Source organism: Streptomyces sp. P9-2B-2 (genome assembly GCF_030406865.1).
Classification (GTDB): Bacteria; Actinomycetota; Actinomycetes; order Streptomycetales; family Streptomycetaceae; genus Streptomyces; species Streptomyces platensis.
Genome location: NZ_CP129126.1, coordinates 1302561 through 1320575 on the forward strand (window position 1 = coordinate 1302561; position 18015 = coordinate 1320575).

The 18015-nt window shown below is 72.0% G+C and carries 18 protein-coding genes; 10 read left to right on the forward strand and 8 right to left on the reverse strand.

All coding sequences use genetic code 11. From position 1 onward, the window contains the following. Positions 1 to 282: 282 nt before the first annotated feature. Positions 283 to 972: a DUF998 domain-containing protein gene (locus tag QT196_RS05490; protein ID WP_282189741.1), complete on the forward strand. Its 690-nt coding sequence runs from the start codon at positions 283 to 285 to the stop codon at positions 970 to 972. A gap of 248 nt (positions 973 to 1220) precedes the next feature. After that, positions 1221 to 1694: a carboxymuconolactone decarboxylase family protein gene (locus QT196_RS05495; RefSeq protein ID WP_168477882.1), complete on the forward strand. Its 474-nt coding sequence runs from the start codon at positions 1221 to 1223 to the stop codon at positions 1692 to 1694. Positions 1695 to 1711: 17 nt separating this feature from the next. Here QT196_RS05495 and QT196_RS05500 read toward each other — a convergent pair whose 3' ends face one another. Together QT196_RS05500 and QT196_RS05505 are read right to left on the reverse strand one after the other, a co-directional pair. After that, complete coding sequence (locus QT196_RS05500) at positions 1712 to 2389, reverse strand: pyridoxamine 5'-phosphate oxidase family protein (RefSeq protein ID WP_168477883.1); 678 nt, start codon at positions 2387 to 2389, stop codon at positions 1712 to 1714. Positions 2390 to 2586: 197 nt separating this feature from the next. After that, positions 2587 to 3234: a cysteine hydrolase gene (locus tag QT196_RS05505; protein ID WP_168477884.1), complete on the reverse strand. Its 648-nt coding sequence runs from the start codon at positions 3232 to 3234 to the stop codon at positions 2587 to 2589. Positions 3235 to 3445: 211 nt separating this feature from the next. On the opposite strand from QT196_RS05505, the gene QT196_RS05510 reads away from it, so the two are divergent. From QT196_RS05510 to QT196_RS05520, 3 genes are all read left to right on the forward strand, one after another. Then, positions 3446 to 3910 carry a pyridoxamine 5'-phosphate oxidase family protein gene (locus QT196_RS05510; RefSeq protein ID WP_290354465.1) on the forward strand — a complete coding sequence of 155 codons (465 nt, stop codon included), beginning with the start codon at positions 3446 to 3448 and terminating at the stop codon, positions 3908 to 3910. 361 nt (positions 3911 to 4271) lie between these two features. Next, complete coding sequence (locus QT196_RS05515; protein ID WP_290354466.1) at positions 4272 to 5732, forward strand: acyl-CoA synthetase; 1461 nt, start codon at positions 4272 to 4274, stop codon at positions 5730 to 5732. Continuing rightward, positions 5725 to 7239, forward strand: a complete 1515-nt coding sequence (locus QT196_RS05520; RefSeq protein WP_290354467.1) for a carboxyl transferase domain-containing protein — start codon at positions 5725 to 5727, stop codon at positions 7237 to 7239. Before QT196_RS05515 ends, QT196_RS05520 begins: the two co-directional genes overlap by 8 nt. A 70-nt stretch (positions 7240 to 7309) precedes the next feature. On the opposite strand, the gene QT196_RS05525 is transcribed toward QT196_RS05520, so the two are convergent. Further along, positions 7310 to 8218, reverse strand: a complete 909-nt coding sequence (locus tag QT196_RS05525) for a LysR family transcriptional regulator (protein WP_168477887.1) — start codon at positions 8216 to 8218, stop codon at positions 7310 to 7312. Between the two features lie 74 nt (positions 8219 to 8292). Here QT196_RS05525 and QT196_RS05530 point away from each other — a divergent pair, with 74 nt between their 5' ends. Then, positions 8293 to 9372 (forward strand): DMT family transporter, encoded by a 1080-nt coding sequence (locus QT196_RS05530; RefSeq protein ID WP_266734565.1) that lies wholly within the window; start codon positions 8293 to 8295, stop codon positions 9370 to 9372. Between the two features lie 392 nt (positions 9373 to 9764). Here QT196_RS05530 and QT196_RS05535 read toward each other — a convergent pair whose 3' ends face one another. Beyond that, entirely contained in the window at positions 9765 to 11096 is a 1332-nt protein-coding gene (locus tag QT196_RS05535) for an aminotransferase class I/II-fold pyridoxal phosphate-dependent enzyme (RefSeq protein ID WP_168477889.1), read from the reverse strand. Between the two features lie 35 nt (positions 11097 to 11131). Here QT196_RS05535 and QT196_RS05540 point away from each other — a divergent pair, with 35 nt between their 5' ends. Together QT196_RS05540 and QT196_RS05545 are read left to right on the forward strand one after the other, a co-directional pair. Further along, the gene (locus QT196_RS05540) at positions 11132 to 11797 is read left to right on the forward strand and encodes a pyridoxamine 5'-phosphate oxidase family protein (RefSeq protein ID WP_266735607.1); all 666 of its coding nucleotides are present in this window, start codon (positions 11132 to 11134) and stop codon (positions 11795 to 11797) included. A gap of 9 nt (positions 11798 to 11806) precedes the next feature. Beyond that, positions 11807 to 12463, forward strand: coding sequence for an FMN-binding negative transcriptional regulator (locus tag QT196_RS05545; RefSeq protein WP_168477890.1), 657 nt, complete (start codon positions 11807 to 11809; stop codon positions 12461 to 12463). A gap of 93 nt (positions 12464 to 12556) precedes the next feature. On the opposite strand, the gene QT196_RS05550 is transcribed toward QT196_RS05545, so the two are convergent. From QT196_RS05550 to QT196_RS05560, 3 genes are all read right to left on the reverse strand, one after another. Then, on the reverse strand, positions 12557 to 13534 hold the full coding sequence (locus QT196_RS05550) for an EamA family transporter (protein ID WP_290354468.1): 978 nt from the start codon (positions 13532 to 13534) through the stop codon (positions 12557 to 12559). Positions 13535 to 13747: 213 nt separating this feature from the next. After that, entirely contained in the window at positions 13748 to 14869 is a 1122-nt protein-coding gene (locus QT196_RS05555; protein ID WP_290354469.1) for an EamA family transporter, read from the reverse strand. Between the two features lie 115 nt (positions 14870 to 14984). Next, complete coding sequence (locus tag QT196_RS05560; RefSeq protein WP_168477892.1) at positions 14985 to 15515, reverse strand: Clp protease N-terminal domain-containing protein; 531 nt, start codon at positions 15513 to 15515, stop codon at positions 14985 to 14987. 292 nt (positions 15516 to 15807) lie between these two features. Here QT196_RS05560 and QT196_RS05565 point away from each other — a divergent pair, with 292 nt between their 5' ends. Then, complete coding sequence (locus QT196_RS05565) at positions 15808 to 16236, forward strand: SRPBCC family protein (protein ID WP_168477893.1); 429 nt, start codon at positions 15808 to 15810, stop codon at positions 16234 to 16236. Between the two features lie 60 nt (positions 16237 to 16296). Here QT196_RS05565 and QT196_RS05570 read toward each other — a convergent pair whose 3' ends face one another. Beyond that, positions 16297 to 16938, reverse strand: a complete 642-nt coding sequence (locus QT196_RS05570) for a PadR family transcriptional regulator (protein ID WP_290354470.1) — start codon at positions 16936 to 16938, stop codon at positions 16297 to 16299. Positions 16939 to 17135: 197 nt separating this feature from the next. Here QT196_RS05570 and QT196_RS05575 point away from each other — a divergent pair, with 197 nt between their 5' ends. Then, the gene (locus QT196_RS05575; RefSeq protein ID WP_266734555.1) at positions 17136 to 17957 is read left to right on the forward strand and encodes a PhzF family phenazine biosynthesis protein; all 822 of its coding nucleotides are present in this window, start codon (positions 17136 to 17138) and stop codon (positions 17955 to 17957) included. Positions 17958 to 18015: the final 58 nt, after the last annotated feature.

Below are 18015 nucleotides of genomic sequence, written 5' to 3' on the forward strand. Positions count from 1 at the left end.
CGTAGAAGCGAGAGAACCCGACCGCGCGCCGGACCCAGCGAACTCCTTGCGCTCTCACCCTCACGCCTTTCCCCTTCACACCCAAAAACAGATCGGCGCCGCAAGGGAACAGCCGTCGGCTGTTCGGGTGAAGGGCGGCCATGCCAGAGATGCGTAGGCGCAGGTTCGGGCAGCAACCATTAGGGGGCTTGGTTTTGCGCGCTGTGGTGGCCGGCCGATGGACAGCGTTTCGGCGATACGTGAGGAGGCTGCGGTGTCCGCTTCCACTTCCGTTCGGTACCGGTGAGGCTGCGGCCGACGCGGGGGACGGCTTCGGCAGGGCTGCTGCTGACGGCGTCGGTGGTTTACAACGACTGGGTGCTCCAGTTCTTCCTGCCCACGGGGCTGCACCAGCGCGACTCCTACGTCAGCGAGCTCTTCGCTGCCGACCAGCCCTACCGGCTCCTGTTCAGCCTGGTAGAGGTCGCTTGCGCGGTGCTGGTGGTGACAGGCGGAGCCCTCGCCTGGAGCATTCTGCCCGGGGGCTGGGCCTCGGCCGGGGCCGCGGCCACCATAGCTTTCGGGGTGTTCTCCATCGCCGACGTGCTGCTGCCACTGCACTGCGCACCCTCGGTGGAACGCGGCTGCCCGGAAGGCAGCCCCTGGCACACCACAACCAGCGGCATGGTGCACTTCGCCATTTTCGCCTCCATGGCGCTCTTCATCATCGCCGCCCGACACGGCCACCCGCCCTTGGAACTCGTGCGCCGCTGGGGACCATGGCTCTTGGCGATCTCCATGACGGCCGCAATCCTTACGGTCGGCCCCTTCTTCGGACACCCGGGCGGCCATGGCCTGGCCCAGCGCATCCATCTGGCTTCCGTCGGAGCGTGGTTTGCGCTCTTGGCTGTGGCGATTCTTCGTTACGGGGCAGGGGACGGTCCTTCTTCTTGCCAACGGGGTGACGTCGGGGAACTGCGCCGCGCCAAGTGATGCCGCTTGCCCCGCCGCTGAGGATGGCGGGTGGGCGGTTCGGGCAGCCCCGGTTGCGAGCGGTCTGATCCTTCGGCAAGTCAACTGGCTGGTGGATTACGGCGGGTGCGGGGCTCTCGCAAGGTAGGCCACAACGTCCTGGGGCGGCATGGGCGACGACGCCCGCTTCCTCTTCCGCCCGTGTCACATCTCGTCAAGCTGTCCCGTCCAAGAGGGCAACAGCAACCACGAGCCCACAGGAGTGCAGCATGACTGCTCGGTTGAACCTCATGGCCGGCCCGGTCGCCGCCAAGACCATGAAGCACATCATTGCTGCGGGGAAGGCGCTCGCGGACTCGGCGCTGCCGTTCGCGACGCAGGAGCTGGTGAAGCTCCGCGCCAGTCAGATCAATGGCTGCGCCGGCTGCATCGACATGCACACCAAGGAAGCCGCCGCCGGCGGGGAGACCTCGGTGCGCCTCAACCTGGTCGCGGCCTGGCGGGAGGCCACGGTGTTCACCGATGCCGAGCGCGCCGCCCTGGAGCTGACCGAGCAGGGCACCCGTATCGCCGACGCGGCCGGTGGCGTCACGGACGAGGCCTGGGCGAACGCCGCCAAGTACTACGACGAGGAGCAGCTCTCCGCCCTGGTGTGCGCCATTGCCCTCATCAATGCCTTCAACCGCGGGAACGTCATCACCCAGCAGCCCGCCGGGGACTACCAGGTCGGCCAGTTCGGATAGCGCGGAGCGGCCGGCCGCTACTGGACCGCCGAGCGTTCGGCGATGTGGGGTGGGGCGACGATTCCCGGGGTGAGCAGGGGGTCCGGTTCGGGGGCGCCCCAGGAAGCGTGCAGGGGGAGAGTGCCGGCCCACACCGGCAGCTCCGCGTCAGAGCTGTCGCCATCGTCGGGGGGACCGGTGCGTACCTTTACCGATGCCTCCTCCAGGGACAGTGCGAGCAGGGCGGTGGCGGCCAGTTCCTTGCGGCTGGGGCGACGGGCGTAGTCCCACTGGCCGGGTGTGGCCTGCTCGGTGAGGCAGCGCAGTCCTTCGAGTTTCTCGTCCGCGTCGGTGACCGGGCGGGGGACGCCGAAGACCATGGCACTGCGGTAATTGACACCGTGTTCGAAGACCGAGCGGGCCAGTACCAGTCCGTCGACGTGGGTGACGGTGACGCACACGGCGGCCCCCGGGGACGCGACCAGGCTGCGGCTGGCGACGGAGCCGTGGAAGTAGAGCGTGCTGCCGTCCGCGCCGTAGACCGTGGGCACGACCATCAGGGTGCCGTCCACGCTCACCCCGAGGTGGCAGACGAAACCTGCTGCCAGGATCGCGTCGAGGTCGGCACGGTCGAGGCTGCCCTGTTCGCGGAGACGGCGGTGGCGCGTGCGCTCGGTCTCCGGCAGGGGCCGGTCGTGAGGGGGCGGCGGCGGCATGGCTGTCCTTGGGTGTGGCGACTGCGTGCGGGGGCCGGGGGCGGAGCCGTAACTGGTGGTGGAACGGGCGTAGTTGTTGAGGGGTGAGTCCGGAAGCTTGCATGGAGCCTACTGATTACATCCGTATGTGGCTAGATGCTTTTCTGATTTCGTTGAGATGGACCCTCTCGGCAACGAAATCCGCAGCTTGATCTCGATCAGGCGCCCTGGTGCGGTCGGCTCCAGGCGGTCAGGACCTCATCGGTGGTCGTGACGGTGGCGACCAGGGCAAGGGTGTGGCGGATCATCGCGGGGGTGTAGTCGGCAGGTACGCCCGCGATGGCGTCTGCGGGAACTACGGCCGTGTAGCCGAGGTTCACGGCGTCGAAGACGGCGTTGGGGATGGCCACATTCGCCGACACTCCGGTGATGATCAGGGTCCGGCACCCGAAGCTGCGCAGCAGTGCGTCCACGTCGGTACCGGCGATCGGCGAGAGGCCGTGCAGCCTGCGCACCACCAGGTCGCCGTCGGAGACAGGTATCGGGTCGGCGATGCGGACCGCGGCGGATCCGGTGAGCTGTTGGACGGGCAGTCGTTCGGCGGCCTTGAACAGGCGGGCGTTGCGGCTGGCGCCGCGACCGTCGGGGCGGCGTTCGGCGACCGCGTGCAGCACCTGGACGCCGACCTCATGGGCGGCCGCCACCAGGCGCGCGACATTCGACAGCGCCCCCGACTCGCGGGCCGCGTCGGCGAGTTCGGGCAGTGCGCTGTCCGGGCCGACCACCCCGCGCTGGCACTCGACGGTGAGCAGCACCGTCGCGGCGGGGTCCAGTTGCCCGATGAGCCGTGCAGTGTCGGAAGACATCGCATTCCTCTCTGGCGGGTCTGGTCCCCGTGGGTCAGGCGAGCCCCTTAAAGGCCGCCCGAGGCTAGCGGCCATTGCGTACATCAGGAAGAGCCCGCATGCTTTCTGGCGCGCAGCCAGACAACTGGCAGTCAGGCATCTGGAGACAGTGGCAGTGTCAGATGACCGGGTCCGGGCCGCATGAGCGGCGCACGGCGGAAGGTGATGACGGATGGCCGACACACAGCGGCGTGGGCGCCGGATCATGATGGCGCAGAGCGAGCTCGACGCCTTCCTGGCGGCGCAGCGCACCTGCCGGGTCGCCACGGTCGGTGGCGACGGCGCGCCGCACGTCGGGGCGCTGTGGTTCGTCTGGGACGGTACGGCGCTGTGGCTCTATTCGATCACCCGCAGCAAGCGGTGGGCCCAGCTGTGCAAGGACCCGCGGATCGCGGTGGTCGTAGATGACGGGCACGGGTACGGCGAGCTGCGCGGGGCCGAGCTGGCGGGCCGTGTGGAGTTCGTCGGCGAGGCGCCGCGCACCGGCGAGCCGTGCCCCGAACTGGACGCCCCGGAGCGGCTCTTCGCGGAGAAGTACTTCGGGATGTCCGCGATGCCGCACGACGGCCGGCATGCGTGGCTGCGGCTGACGCCGGAGTCCGTCGCGTCGTGGGACTTCCGCAAGATCCCGGGGTGAGGGCGCGGGCGCCGGCCGCGACCAGAGTGCCGCCGGTGTCTTCGAGTGCGCGGCGGGCGGTCTGGACGACGAGCTGCCGCCATGGGGGCGCGTGGGGCACGGCCACCCCAGAAATCCGATACGGCTTCGGTGGTTCTCAGGCTGGTGCCCACCACCAAGACCAGGCATCGCCTGTCCCGCAAAGTCGCAGCGCCGAGACCGACTCCCACCCCGACATCCACGCCCACGCCCACACCAAAGCCGTCATGTCAGTGGTCTCTGCGAGAGTGGTGTGGGTCAGCCCGTTCGGTACCGGCAGGTGCGCGAGCGGGGCGGCCCGGCCGCGAGGTGGCCGGGTGCCGACGAGGACGAAGGAGATCCGGTGAACGTGCTCTTCCCCGCGCTGCGCGACGCTTCGCCCGCACCCGCGCTGCGCTTCGGCGATCGCAGCCTCAGCCATCGTGAGTTGGCTTCGGCGGCGGGTGTGGTCGCCGAGCGGATCGCCGGTGAGACCCGTATCGCCCTGTGGGCGACGCCGACGCTGGAGACCGCGGTCGGTGTGGTGGCGGCGCTGCTCGCCGGGGTGGCCGTGGTGCCGGTCAATCCGAAGATCGGCGAGAGCGAACTGACGCACATCATCGCGGACAGCGTGCCCTCGCTCGTCCTGGCCGAGCCGGGTGCCGAGCTGCCGGGCCCGCTCGCCGCGCTGTCCCGTATCGACATCGAGGCCGCGGCGCCGTCCGAGGAGGCCGGGCCGGCCCCGCTGCCGAACGAACCGGGCGATGAGGCACCGGCCCTGATCGTCTACACGTCCGGCACGACCGGGCCGCCCAAGGGCGTGGTCCTCCCCCGCCGTGCCCTGACGCACACCCTCGACGCGCTGGCGGACGCCTGGCAGTGGACCGCCGACGACGTGCTGGTGCACGCCCTGCCGCTCTTTCATGTCCATGGGCTGATCCTCGGCATCCTCGGGCCGCTGCGCCGCGGCGGCAGCGTTCACCATCTGGGCCGCTTCAGCACCGAGGCGGTGGCCCGGGAGCTCGCCGCCGAGGGCACGATGCTGTTCGGCGTGCCGACGATGTACCACCGTCTGGCTGCCGAAGCGGGGCAGAATCCCGCGCTCGCCAACGCGCTCTCCCGGGCCCGGCTGCTGGTCTCCGGCTCGGCCGCGCTGCCGCTGACCGATCATGAGCGGATCACGGCGGCCACCGGCAGACGGGTGATCGAGCGCTACGGGATGACGGAAACGCTCATGAACACCAGCGTCCGGGCGGACGGGCCCGATGCGGCGGGCACCGTCGGCGTACCGCTCCCGGGGGTGTATGTCCGGCTCGTCGACGAGGCGGGCCAGGCCATCGAGGCGAACGACGCCGAGACCGTCGGCGAGATTCAGGTGCGCGGCCCGAACCTCTTCGTCGAGTACCTCAACCGTCCCGATGCCACCGCCGCGGCCTTCGACGGCGGATGGTTCCGCACCGGCGACATGGCGGTCCGCGACGCCGCCGGCAATTACCGCATCGTGGGCCGTAAGGCCACCGATCTCATCAAGAGCGGCGGCTACAAGATCGGCGCGGGCGAGATCGAGAACGCGCTGCTGGCCCACCCGGGTGTCGCCGAGGCCGCCGTCACCGGCGCGCCGGACGAGGATCTCGGCGAGCGGATCGTCGCCTGGATCGTGGCGGAGACCGGTCCGGACGCCGGCCCGGCACCCTCCGCGGAGGAACTCGCCGATCATGTCGCCCGCCAGCTCGCGCCGCACAAACGGCCCCGCACCGTGCACTTCCTGGACGCCCTGCCGCGCAACGACATGGGCAAGATCCTCAAGCGTGAGCTGCATGCGTAGCGGCGGAAGCGGCGGTGCCGAGGACAGCGAGGCGGGCTCCGGAGAGGCCGATGGCCGCCGTGATGGCGAGGGGGCCGCGGCCCGCCGAGGAACTCCGGGCGGCGGTGCCAATGCCGCTGTCGGCGCCGCGACGCTGCCGTGCGCCCGGCTGACCGCCCGTCAAGCCATCGCGGCGGTGGCGGACACCTACAGCGAGGCGGCTGTGCCGGACGGTCGTGGCACCGCGCCCGGGGCGTCGTCCGCGCCGGACGGGCCCCTCGGCTGGCGCGGTTACGACGACGCGCGGGCCCGCGCCCGGGAGCGGACCGGCGAGGACGAGTCGGTGGTCACCGCCCTGGCCACGATAGGCGGCCGGGAAACGGTCGTGCTCTCCTTCGAGTTCCGCTATCTGGGCGGCTCCCTCGGCGAGCGCACCGGCGACCGGCTGGAGGCCGCCTACACCCATGCGCGCGAGCACGGCCTGCCGGTCGTCTCACTGATCGCCACGGGCGGCAGCCGGATGCAGGAGGGGATGCGCGCGCTGACCCAACTCCAGCGGGTGGCACAGCAGTCGGCGCTGAACCGTGCCGCGGGGCTCCCGCAGCTCGCCGTGCTGCGCGACCCGACGACCGGCGGCGGCTGGGCCACCCTGGGCGCGGCCGCAGATGTGATCCTCGCGCTCCCCGGGGCCCAGGTCGGCTTCGCGGGCTCGCGGGTGCGTCCCCCGGACGCCGACCCCGCCGCCTACACCGCCGAGGGGCAGCTCGCCGCCGGCCACATCGACGCCGTCGTCCCGCCCGACCGGCTGCGGGCCACTCTCCAGCGATGGCTGCAACTACTGGGTACACCCAGGGAGTTCGATGCTACGACGGTCGAGCCGGCACCCCCGCCGGCGGCGCTCGGCCCGCCCGAGCTGCCGGAGAGCGGCTGGGGTGCGGTGGTCCGTGCCCGCGCCTCCGGGCGGCCGCGCGCCGAGGCGTATCTGGGTGCCTACTTCGACGACCGGGAGGAGATCAGCGGCGACCGCTGTGGCGGCGTCGACCCCGGGATACGGTGCGGATTCGGCCGTCGCCAGGGGCGCACCATCGCCTTCGCCGCCCAGTGCGGTACGGCCACCCGCCCGGCCGGGTTCCGTACCGCGGCGCGGCTCGTCCGGCTCGCCGACCGACTCGGCATCCCGGTCCTCACCCTCGTGGACACACCGGGCGCCGCCAACGACGCGGCAGCCGAGCGTGCCGGCGCCGGGGCCGCCATCGCCGACACCTTCGCGGCGCTCGCCACCGCCCGGGTCCCCGTCACCTCCATGCTCATCGGCGAAGGCGGTTCGGGCGGCGCACTGGCCCTGGCCGCACCGGACCGGCTCTGGGCCACACCCGACAGCTACTTCTCCGTGATCGCCCCGGAACTGGCCGCGGCCATCCTCAAACGCGACGAGACGCAGGTCCACGAGACCGCCGACCAACTCCGCATCCGCCCACAAGACTTGCTGGACCTGGGCGTCATCCGCGGCATCGTGCCACCGGCCTGAGAAGAGCCGGGGGCTGCCGACGGAGGCCGCCTCAAGGTGCGACGGTGGACGCCTCAGGAAGTCTCCAGGTTCAGGATGTCTCCACGTTCTTCCCGGCCGTGCGAAGCGCCCCCACCGCGGCCCGGATCGAGGGCCTGCGGTCGGCATCCGCGCGCCAGATGGCATAGACATGGCGGCGCATCGTATGGCGTACGGGCACCACGCTCACGCCCTCCGGCACCGGCCCCCGGCCGAGGCGTGGAGCCACCGCGACGCCCAGCCCCGCCGCAATCAGGGCGAGCTGGGTGCCGTGCTCCTCCGCCATGTGCGCGACCCGCGGCTCAATGCCCTTGCTGCGCAGCGTGAACATCAGCCATTCATTGCAGAACTCCCCCTGGGGCCAGGAGATCCACTCGTCGTCGGCGAACTCCTCCAGCTCCACGGACTGCCGCCGGGCCAGCGGATGGGCGGACGGCATCGCCACATCGGCCGGATCGTCCAGCAGCGGGGCCTTCGCCAGCCCGTCGGGCAGGGACAGCGGACGGTTGTACCAGTCCAGGACGACCGCCAGATCGATGTCGCCGCGCACCACTCCACGGACCGACTCGTCCGGCTCCATCTCCGTCAGCCGCGCCCGCAGCTGGGGGTGCTCGGCGCGCAGGGTGACGAGTGCGGCCGGGAAGAGTCCGCGGGCGGCGGTGGGAAAGGCGCCCAGCCGCAGCTCGCCCACCGCCTGGCCGCGATGCGCTTCCAGCTCGGCCTGGGCCAGCTCGACCTGCGAAAGGATGCGCGTCGCATGATCGGCGAGCAGCCGTCCGGCGTCGGTCAGCCGTACCCCGCGCCCGTTCTTCGCCAGCAGCTGCTGCCCGGTCTCCCGCTCCAGTTTGGCGATCTGCTGCGAGACGGCCGAGGTCGTCACATGCAGCCCGTCGGCGGCCGCGCTCACCGAGCCATGGCGGGCGACCGCACTCAGCGTCCGTAGGCGATCAAGGTTCAACATATAAGCAATGCTAAGCGATACCGGCCACGAATTCTCGCTTGTGCTACGAAGTTGTACCGCGCATCGTAGACCTCATGAGCACCGCCACCGGCGCACCCACCGCCTCCGCCGACACCACCGCCAACCCTCCCGTCGCGACGGAGTGCGCCGCGGCCGACCGCGACGCCACCGCCACCGAGGCCCTCGCGGTCGCCTCGCTCCGCGCCACCACCGCGACCGCGGCCCCGAAGGCCGGCGGCCGGGCCCACGGCTGGCAGCTCCGGTTCGCCGTCCTCTCCCTCATCTGGGGCTTCAGCTTCCTCTTCATCAAGGTGGGCACCCAGGGCTTCGCCCCTCTCCAGGTGACCCTGGGCCGGGTCGGGTTCGGTGCGCTGGTGCTGCTGGCAGTCCTCGCCGTCAAGCGCGAACGGCTCCCCCGGTCCGCCCGCACCTGGGCCCATCTGACCGTGGCCGCGTTCTTCCTCAACGTGCTGCCGTTCTCCCTCTTCGCGTACGCCGAGCTGACCATCCCCTCCACACTGGCCGGCATCTGCAACGCCACCTCACCACTGTGGGGCATGGTGCTGTCGGTCGTCGCGCTCTCCGAGGACCGTCCCACCCGGCGCCGGGTGGCAGGCCTCGGACTCGGGTTCCTGGGTGTGCTCACTGTGCTCGGCGCCTGGCAGGGCTTCGCCGGCACGGATCTGACCGGCACCTTGATGGCGCTCGGCGCCTCGCTCAGCTACCCCGTCGGCTGGATCTATGTCCGCCGCACCCTGGCGGGCACCCGGCACTCCCACCTGTCCATGTCCAGCGCCCAGCTCCTGCTGGCCACCGCCCAACTGGCCGTGGTGACACCCCTGTTCACCACCGCACCGGCCGACTACCCGCTCATCCCGCTGCTCGCCGTCTTCGCCCTGGGCGCCCTGGGGACCGGCCTCGCCTTCCTCATCCAGTACGGCCTGGTCGCCGAGGTCGGCCCCACCACCGCGCAGATGGTCACCTATTTCGTCCCCGTGATCGCCACCGCGGCGGGCGTGGCCCTCCTGCACGAACAGCTCAGCTGGAACACCCCGGTCGGCGCCCTCATCATCCTGGCCGGCGCCGCCCTCACCCAGAGCAGGCCCCGCCCGAGGCGCCCGGCACCCTCGCGAACCGACGCGACCTCTTCCTGACGACGCCCGTCCGCACCCGGGCCCGAGCCACCGCCGAGCCCCCGAGTTCGTCTCGGGGGCTCCCGGCGTTCTCCCCCGCGCCCTGGCGTCAACGACCCAGCCTGCCCCGGCAGTTCGCCCCCTCCCGGTGCCCGGCTGCGATCCTGGGCGAGGAGCACGAAGGACGTCGCAGCCGAGGCGGACGAGGCGGAGAGCCTTACCGACCCCCGACGAGGCGCAGGGCCTTACCAACATCCCGGCGAGGCACAGACCCCCACTGACTTCCCGGCGAGGCGCAGCCCCCTACCGACCTCCCGGCAAGGCGTAGAGCCTCACCGCCCCCCCCCGAGCCAGCCCAAGCCCCGGCCCACGGTCAGCCACACGCCCCCCAGCCCGAGCGCCCTCCCCACCCCTCACTCATACCGCCGCGCCTCCCCCACCCCCGTAGCCGAGGCAATGGCGTCTGCCACGGGGAGGATGTCGTCATCGGAGAGGCCGGAGACGGTGATGCGGATGCCGGGTGGCGAGTGCAGGCGGAAGCGTGCACCAGGCGCCACCGCCCAGCCGGCGTGCAGGAGGCGGGCCACCGCACCGGTTTCGTCGGGGACCGGCACCCAGACGTTCATACCGCTGCGGCCGCGGGCCCGGACTCCGCGCTCCGCCAGCGCCCGTATCAGCGCGTCCCGTCGCCGCCCGTACGCTCCGGCCACCTCGTTCGGGTCGATCGCGGAGGTCCGCCACAGGTGGACGACCGTGTCCTGGAGCAGATGGCTGATCCAGCCCGGCCCGAGGCGCTGGCGGCCGCAGACCCGGTCGATGGTCAGCGCATCGCCGGTGAGCACGGCAAGCCGCAGATCCGGGCCGTACGCCTTGGCCGTCGAACGGACCAGGACCCAGTGGTCGGTGACCCCGGAGAGCGGATGGAGCGGGAGGTCGACGATGCCGTGCCCGTGGTCGTCCTCGATGAGGAGGAGGTGGGGGTATTCGGCCAGGAGGGTGCGGAGTTCGGTGGCGCGGGCGCGGTCGATGGCGGCGCCGGTGGGGTTCTGCGCCCGGTCGGTGACGACGACGGCACGGGCGCCGTCCTGGATCGCGCGCGCCAACTGCTCGGGCAGCGGGCCCTCGTCGTCCACTCCGACCGGGACGGGGCGCAGTCCCAGTGCCGGGATGAGGTCCAGCAGGCTGCCCCACCCCGGGTCTTCCACCGCCACGGCGTCGCCGGGTCGCAGATGGGCGGCCAGCACCCGCTCTATGGCGTCGAGCGAGCCGCTGGTGACGGCGACGGGCGCCTCCGGCACCCCGTCGGCGGCGAACGCCGCGCGGGCGAGAACGGCCAGGTCGTCATCCACGGCCGGTGTGCCGTAGAGGACGGGGCGCCGCGCGCTGCGTGCGGCGGCCTCGGCCAGTGCCCGTTCGAGCGGGGGCAGCAGGGACGGATCGGGGTTTCCGTCGGAGGCATCCCGGACGCCCGGCGGCACCTCCACCCGCAGCGCCTCACGTGAAGTGCTGGCCGGGCGCGGGCGCACCCGGCTGCCGCGTCGACCCGCGGTCTCGATCACCCCTCGGTCGCGGAGGGAGCGGTATGCCGCCGCGACCGTATTCGGATTGACCTCGAGATAGACGGCCAACTCCCGCAGCGGGGGCAGCACTTCGCCCGGTTGGAGCCGGCCCGCACCGACGGCCCGCTCGACGCTGGCGGCAATCTCCGATGCGCGCCGCCCTTCGATCAGATACTCTCCTAGCACAAAATTGATTATGCACTAGTGCAATGGAGATCGCAATGGCCCGAGCCGAGGCGTACGAACCGACCGAGCGCACGACCCCCACCCGTGCCCGCGACCGCGCCGCCTACGACCACGACACGGTGCACGCCATCCTCGACGCGGGCTATGTCTGCCATCTGGGCTTCGTCCGCGACGGTTCCCCGGTCGTCCTGCCGACGCTCTACGGCCGGGTCGGCGACCGTCTCTATCTCCACGGCTCAACGGGATCCCGGCCGCTGCGGATGGCCGGCGCGGCACCGGACCCCGGCCTCGACGTGTGTGTGACGGTCACCCATGTCGACGGTCTGGTACTGGCCAAGTCGGCGTTCCACCACTCCATCAACTACCGCTGTGTCGTGGTGCACGGCACCGCACACCAGGTCACCGACGAGGAGGAGAAGACCACCGCGCTCGACGCGCTCGTCGATCATGTGCTGCCCGGGCGCGCCGCGGACTCCCGGCCGGGCAACGCCAAGGAACTGGCCGCCACCTCCGTGATCCGTCTCGACCTGCGCGAGGTCTCCGCCAAGATCCGCACCGGCGGCCCCAACGACGAGCCGGAGGATCTCGCGCTGCCGTATTGGAGCGGCGTCCTGCCCGTGGCACCCGTGTACGGCGCCCCCATACCCTCCGACGACCTCGCGCCCGGCACGCCCGAGCCGGCGTATCTCGCCGCCCGCTGAGGAGCCACCGTGCTGATCCACCCCTGGGACGCCCCCACCGAAGACGCCGAGTGGCAACAGTGGCTCGCGGCACACGACTTCGGTCAGCTGGCCGCCAATGGAAGGCCCGGCGAACCACCGATGCTCCAGCCGCTGCACTTCGCCTACGACCCGGCCCGCCACGAGGCCGTCACACATCTGGCCCGCCCCCATCCCCTCTGGCGCGCGCTGGAGGACCGGCCGACCGTGCTGCTGAGCGTGGTGGACGACTACACCTTCATCCCCGGCCCCTGGCAGGCGGCCGAAGACCAGCCGCCCGAGCACGGCGTTCCCACCAGCTTCTATGCCGCGGTCCAGCTGACCTGCACCGCCCATGTCGTGGACGACCCGGAGGAGAAGGCGGCGCTGCTGCAACGCCAGATGGGGCACTTCCAGCCGGACGGCGGCTCGGCGCCGGTCGCCACGGGTGCCGCTCCATACGGGCGGCTGCTGTCCGGCATCCGTGGCCTGCGCCTCGAAGTGCGGGAGGTCCGCGCCAAGTTCAAGTACGGGGGCAAGCGGAGCGAGGCCGTCCAGCACCGCATCTCGGAGCGCCTCGCCGAGCGCGACGGCCCCGGGGACGCGGCGGCGCGCACCCACCAGCAGCGCAGACTGACCGCGGCCGCCACAGGGAAGCCCGCTTCCTGACCGGCTGCTCCCCCTGCCCCCGGCCCAAGGGGACCGGACGTACGGGGGCATACAGGTGCCCGGCCGACCACCGCCGGCCGGGCACCCGAGCCCTCAGCCCGCCACCGGCGCCGCCGACCGCGCGGCCGACACCGCTCCGCGCGCCTCGGTCACCGCCAGCGCGGCAACGGCCGTCAGCAGCACGCCCGTTCCGATCGCCGTCGCCATGGTGAGCCGCTCCCCGAGGAACAGCACCGCGATGGCCGCGGCCGACACCGGCTCGATGAGCGAGATCACGGACGCGGTCGCGGCGCGCACGGCGGCCAGTCCCGCGAAGTACAGCCCATAGGCCAGCGCGGTCGGTACCGCCGCGACATAGGCCAGCAGGCTGAGGCTGCGGCCCAGATCGTGCGCCTGGGGCCACAGCCCCTCCACCGCCGCGAGCGGCAGCAGACACAGCGCACCGACCGCGAAGGCGCTGACCGTCGAGGCGTACGGGTCGCTGCCGCCGCCCTTGCCCAGCCGCCGGGTGATCAGCGTCATCGCGGCGCAGCCGGCCGCCGACAGCAGGGCATAGCCCACCCCGGCCGGACGGACGGTGGCACCGCCGTCGCCGCCGAGGACCAGGATCGCCAGCCCGGCCAGCGCCCCGGCGACGGCCAGGACTCCGCCCGCGCCGAGCCGTTCGCCCATCGTGACCCGCGCCCCGATGGCGATGAGGACGGGCCCCGCCCCCATGGTGACGACGGTGCCCACGGCCAGCCCGGTGGTCTCGACGGCGGCGAAGTAGGCGGCCTGGAAGACGGCGAGGGCGACCCCGGTCAGCACGATCCGGGCCAGGCGCCGGCCGAGCGGCTCGTACGGGGCGGGGGCGGCGGCGGTGCGCGACCGGCGGCGCAGCAGCGCCCGTACGGCGAGCAGCAGAACCAGCCCGCCGAAGGTGCGCCAGAACGTGAGGGCGAGCGGGCCCAGTCCGCTGCCGCGGTAGAGGAGGGCGGCGGCCGCGCCCGCGGTGCCCCAGGCGGTCGCGGCGAACGTGACGTACAGCAGCCCCCGGCCCACGGGAAGGGCGGAGGAATCAGTGGCATGCATGGGAGAGGTGCTCCGGGAAATCCAGGACGGCGTCATGCGCCGTGGAGTGGTCGCGTGGTCCCGTGTGCAGGCAGCGACTGGGGTCTGTCCGGCGCCTCTGGCTCGGACAGGCCCCGGCGGCTCGGGATCAGCCCGAGCCGGGGTTTCCTCGGAGGCCGCCGCCCGCGTTACGCGGCGGGAGGGGGCAGCACAGTCGAATGCATGATCGATACCCTATGTCGCGGGAAAGCCGGCCGACAAGTCGTCCCCGGTCCGGGCCGAGGACGCCGGGGTGGCCAGGGACTCCGGGGAGTCGCCGCCCCCTGGGGACTCCGGGGAACCGCGGCCCCCAGGGGCGCTCACGCCGTCGCCCGTCCCCGCACCGGCGACCCATGCGGTCTCGGTCGTCTTCGGCTTGGCCGACTGCGCGATGAAAGCGCCGGTCAGCACCACCGCCCCACCCACGATCTGCGGTGCGGAGAGATGCTCGCCGAGCAGGACCCAGGCCAGCACCGTCGCGATGACGGCCTCCAGACAGGCGACCACCCCGGCCACCTGGGGCGAGAGCCGGCGGATCGACACCACACCGGTGAGGTAGGCCGCCACCGTCGCGATCAGCACGATCCAGGCGAGCAACAGAACGGCGGGCACCTGGGTTCCGTTCAGGTCCGCGCCGCCGCCGAGCACGGTCCAGTCCATGCCCCAGGGGCGGGCGAGCGCGGTGAGGAGGACGGCGCCGATCAGCAGGCCGTAGGCGATCACACCGAGCGGGTCCACCGCATCGTCGCCGTCCGAGCCATGATCCGAGAGTACGAAGTAGCCGACCTGGCAGCAGGCCGCGCCGAGCGCGAGCGCGAGGCCGACGACGTTGAAGCTCAGCCCGGACCAGATCTCGACGACACAGGCCAGTCCGCCGACGGCCAGCACCACGCCGACCGCCGCGGCCCGGGTGACCGGCCGTTTCTGAACGAAGCGGACCCAGCCCAGTACCAGGGCGGGCGCCAGATATTCGATGAGGAGCGCGACCCCGACGGGGATACGGGAGAGCGCGGCGAAGTAGCACGCCTGGACGCCGGCGACGGCGAGCAGCCCGTAGCCCGCGAGCAGCGCGGGCCGGCGGAGCAGCAGATTCCGGTGGCGCCAGGCGAGCGGCAGCATGACCAGCGCCGCCCCGGCCACCCGCAGCCAGGTGACCTGAAGCGGTTCGAGGCCGGCGGATATCAGGGGCTTGGCGGCGACACCCGAACCGCCGAAGGCGAGCGCGGACACCAGGGCGATACCGAGGCCGGCGCCGCGTCCACCGGGCGCCCGACCAGGGCGCACCCCGAGGGCGGGCGATGACTGCTGGGCCCCCATAGAGCCGGAAGTTCCGTGGCCCGAGCCGGACGGCGCTCCTGCCGGGCTCCCCGAAGACGCGTGCATCCGGCCATCATGGCACCCGTCGTCAGCAGTGCCACCCCCGAGACCCCTGTCAGTCCTGGCCGGGACGCTCCCCGTCGAGACGGTGGGCGAGCCGGACGGTGTCGACCGAGGCCCGGCACAGCACCTCGACGGCCCGCGATTCCGGGTCGTCCACCAGGGCGGCGAGCAGGTCGAGGCAGCCCGCGCGGGTGGCGTAGCGGGCATGGGCGCGATCCAGCGCACCGTCCATGGCGGCGGCCGCGGCCGGTGACCATCCGGGGACGGCACCCTCGGCCACCACGGGGACCGCGCCGGAGTCCTCGACGGTGCCGTGCCATTGGAGTCCGTAGCCGATGCTGCGCTGGACGAGGTAGCCGAGCAGCCGGGCGACCTGCGGTCCGCCGTCGAAGGCGGCGCGTACCGCGGGGTCCGATTCCAGGAGGCCGTGCAGCAGATGGGCGGTGTCGACCTGCCGGTCGCCATCACGGGTGGCTCGCCTGCGGGCCGCGGATATGACCGACGCGAGCTCTACGGTGAGCCGGGTCTCAAGGTCCTCCGGGGCGGGGCTGTCGCCACCACTGTACGCAGTACGGTTTTGCACAGCACCCACCCCACCAGCCCGTGCGGACCGGAACATCACCGGCGGGAAGCATTTGCGTCTCCCACGCTGGTTGCGCACGTCCCCGCGCGATCTCATCCTCACGGAGGAGATGTGTGGGAATCGTGGAGGTCAGACATACGGGGGTGGGGTGACCGCTCGCCATCGCCGCTGGACCGCCTACCCGAAAACTGACGACCCATCAGAACAGTGCGGTCCGCTCTATTGAACCTTCACCCCGGCAGGGCTACGTTCCGCGGCACCAGCCAGGGATCGTCACCGAAGGGGTGATCGCATGGCCGAAGCCACCGCGCAGGCCCGTATCGAGGCACCGGCCGCGAAGGTCTGGGAGCGGCTCACCGACTTCGACTCCTACGGCGAGTGGAACGCCACCCACACCGCGTTCCCCAAGGGCGGCCCGGAAACGCTCCAAGTAGGCGCGGGCTACGAGGAGAACATGAAGCTGATGGGCTTCCCGGCGGAGGTCGCCTGGACCGTGCGGGAACTGGAGCCCGAGCGGCTGCTCGATATCGAGGGCAAGGGCCCGATGGGCGTCACCCTGGGGATGCGCTACGCACTCACACCGGACGGCGGGGCGACGGCTGTACGGATCGACGGCACGTTCACCGGCGCCGCGGTCTCCCTGATGGCGGGCAAGCTCAAGGACTCGGCGAGCGCCGCGCTGAACGAGTCGCTGCGCAGGCTCGCCGGCCTCGTCACCTGACGCTTCGGGGGCCGACCCTCACCCCGGCCCCCGAAGCCCGCACCTCCGTGCACTTCACGCTCAGTCCTCCTCGGCAAGGATCAGATACAGCTCCTTGCGCGCCTTGTTGACCACCGCCATGGCCTTCTCCCGCTGCTCGGGGCTGCCGGTGGCCCACACCTGCCGGAACGCCTCGACCAGGCCGCCGCCCGCCTTGCGGATCTCGTTCATCGCCTCCCAGTCGACGCCGCGGCCGGCGTCCTCCCAGGGGGCGTCCGAACCGCTGTCGGCCTCGGTGCGCCCGGCGTCGGTCAGCGAGAACAGCTTCTTGCCGCCCTCACTGGCGCTGGCGATCAGCCCCTCGTCCTCCAGGAGCTGAAGCGTCGGATAGACCGAGCCGGGGCTGGGCTTCCACGCCCCACTACTGCGCTCGGCGATCTCCTGGATCATTTCGTAGCCGTGCATCGGACGGTCCTTGAGCAGCGCCAGGATCGAGGCGCGCACATCGCCGCGGCGCGCCCGGCCGCGCGGTCCGCCGCGCCCCCGGCCGCCACCGAAGGGCGGGCCACCGAACGGCGGGCCGAACGGGCCGAAGGCCGAGTGCCGCCGCTCCCAGCCACCCGCGAAGTCGCCGTGGCCGCCGCGGCGCCCGGGTCCGCAGTGCTCATGCCGATGCTCATGTCCGTGTTCTTGTCCTTGGGAACGCATGATGACGTCCTCCATCTCTCTATCGTTGATCGGTCGCGATGCTTCAACGATATATCGGGACTGTTCGTCGAAGCAAGAGTCTTCCCTCATCTCGTCAACGCCTCATGAGCACCCGGCACGCCACCCCACCGGCCACCGCGGCCCGGCTCCCCTGCCAATTCCCCCGGATTGGCCTTGGCCTGCGGCGCTGCGGCACGCCTACGCTCGCGGCCATGAGGATTCGCATCGTCGACGCCTTCAGTGAGCGTCCCTTCGCCGGCAACCCCGCGGGAGTCGTACTCCTCGACTCCGGCGCCTTTCCCGATACGGCCTGGCTCCAGCGGGTCGCCACCGAGGTCAATCTCTCCGAGACGGCCTTCGCGCATCCGCTGCCCGCGGGCGGTGACGCCGACTGGGCGCTGCGCTGGCTCACCCCCGCCGCCGAGGTGAACATGTGCGGGCATGCCACTTTGGCCACCGCGCACGTCCTGCACACCACGGGGACGGCCACCGGTACGGTCCGCTTCCGCACCCGCAGCGGGGTGCTGACCACAACGGCCGACGACCGCGGCGCGATCACCATGGACTTCCCGACCGCCCCGCTCACCCCCGTCGAGGTACCGCCGGTGGTCGCGGGCGCGCTGGGCGCCGAGATCCGCTCCGCGCACGACACCGGCCCCGATGTCGGCGATCTCCTGGTCGAGCTGGCCGACGAGAAGTCCGTACGGGCGCTGGCCCCGGACCTCAAGGTGCTCGCCGGGCACGGCGGCCGCGGGGTGATCGCCACTGCCCGCGCCGAAAACCCGGACGGCGGCTACGACTTCATCTCGCGCTGCTTCTTCCCCAACGTCGGCATCGACGAGGACCCGGTAACGGGCAGCGCGCACACCGCGCTCGCACCGTTCTGGTCGGCGCGCCTGGACCGTGCCGCCCTGGTAGGTCTCCAGGGCGCCGCCCGCACCGGCTTCGTACGGACCGAGCTGCGCGGCGACCGTACGCTGCTGACCGGGTCGGCGGTCACGGTCATCGACGGGGAACTACTGGCCACCGACTGAGCCGGCCCACCCGGCGGCGCCCCTGGGGAGGCGCGGCAGGCACCGCGGTGCCACGCGC

Excerpts from the sequence above, each read along its gene's own strand:
- QT196_RS05540 (WP_266735607.1), top strand. The coding sequence starts at position 11,132 with ATGGCCCGAGCCGAGGCGTACGAACCGACCGAGCGCACGACCCCCACC.
- QT196_RS05520 (WP_290354467.1), top strand. The coding sequence starts at position 5,725 with ATGCGTAGCGGCGGAAGCGGCGGTGCCGAGGACAGCGAGGCGGGCTCC.
- QT196_RS05510 (WP_290354465.1), top strand. The coding sequence starts at position 3,446 with ATGGCCGACACACAGCGGCGTGGGCGCCGGATCATGATGGCGCAGAGC.
- QT196_RS05500 (WP_168477883.1), bottom strand. The coding sequence starts at position 2,389 with ATGCCGCCGCCGCCCCCTCACGACCGGCCCCTGCCGGAGACCGAGCGC.
- QT196_RS05550 (WP_290354468.1), bottom strand. The coding sequence starts at position 13,534 with ATGCATGCCACTGATTCCTCCGCCCTTCCCGTGGGCCGGGGGCTGCTG.
- QT196_RS05565 (WP_168477893.1), top strand. The coding sequence starts at position 15,808 with ATGGCCGAAGCCACCGCGCAGGCCCGTATCGAGGCACCGGCCGCGAAG.
- QT196_RS05530 (WP_266734565.1), top strand. The coding sequence starts at position 8,293 with ATGAGCACCGCCACCGGCGCACCCACCGCCTCCGCCGACACCACCGCC.
- QT196_RS05575 (WP_266734555.1), top strand. The coding sequence starts at position 17,136 with ATGAGGATTCGCATCGTCGACGCCTTCAGTGAGCGTCCCTTCGCCGGC.
- QT196_RS05525 (WP_168477887.1), bottom strand. The coding sequence starts at position 8,218 with ATGTTGAACCTTGATCGCCTACGGACGCTGAGTGCGGTCGCCCGCCAT.
- QT196_RS05555 (WP_290354469.1), bottom strand. The coding sequence starts at position 14,869 with ATGGGGGCCCAGCAGTCATCGCCCGCCCTCGGGGTGCGCCCTGGTCGG.
- QT196_RS05495 (WP_168477882.1), top strand. The coding sequence starts at position 1,221 with ATGACTGCTCGGTTGAACCTCATGGCCGGCCCGGTCGCCGCCAAGACC.
- QT196_RS05570 (WP_290354470.1), bottom strand. The coding sequence starts at position 16,938 with ATGGAGGACGTCATCATGCGTTCCCAAGGACAAGAACACGGACATGAG.
- QT196_RS05505 (WP_168477884.1), bottom strand. The coding sequence starts at position 3,234 with ATGTCTTCCGACACTGCACGGCTCATCGGGCAACTGGACCCCGCCGCG.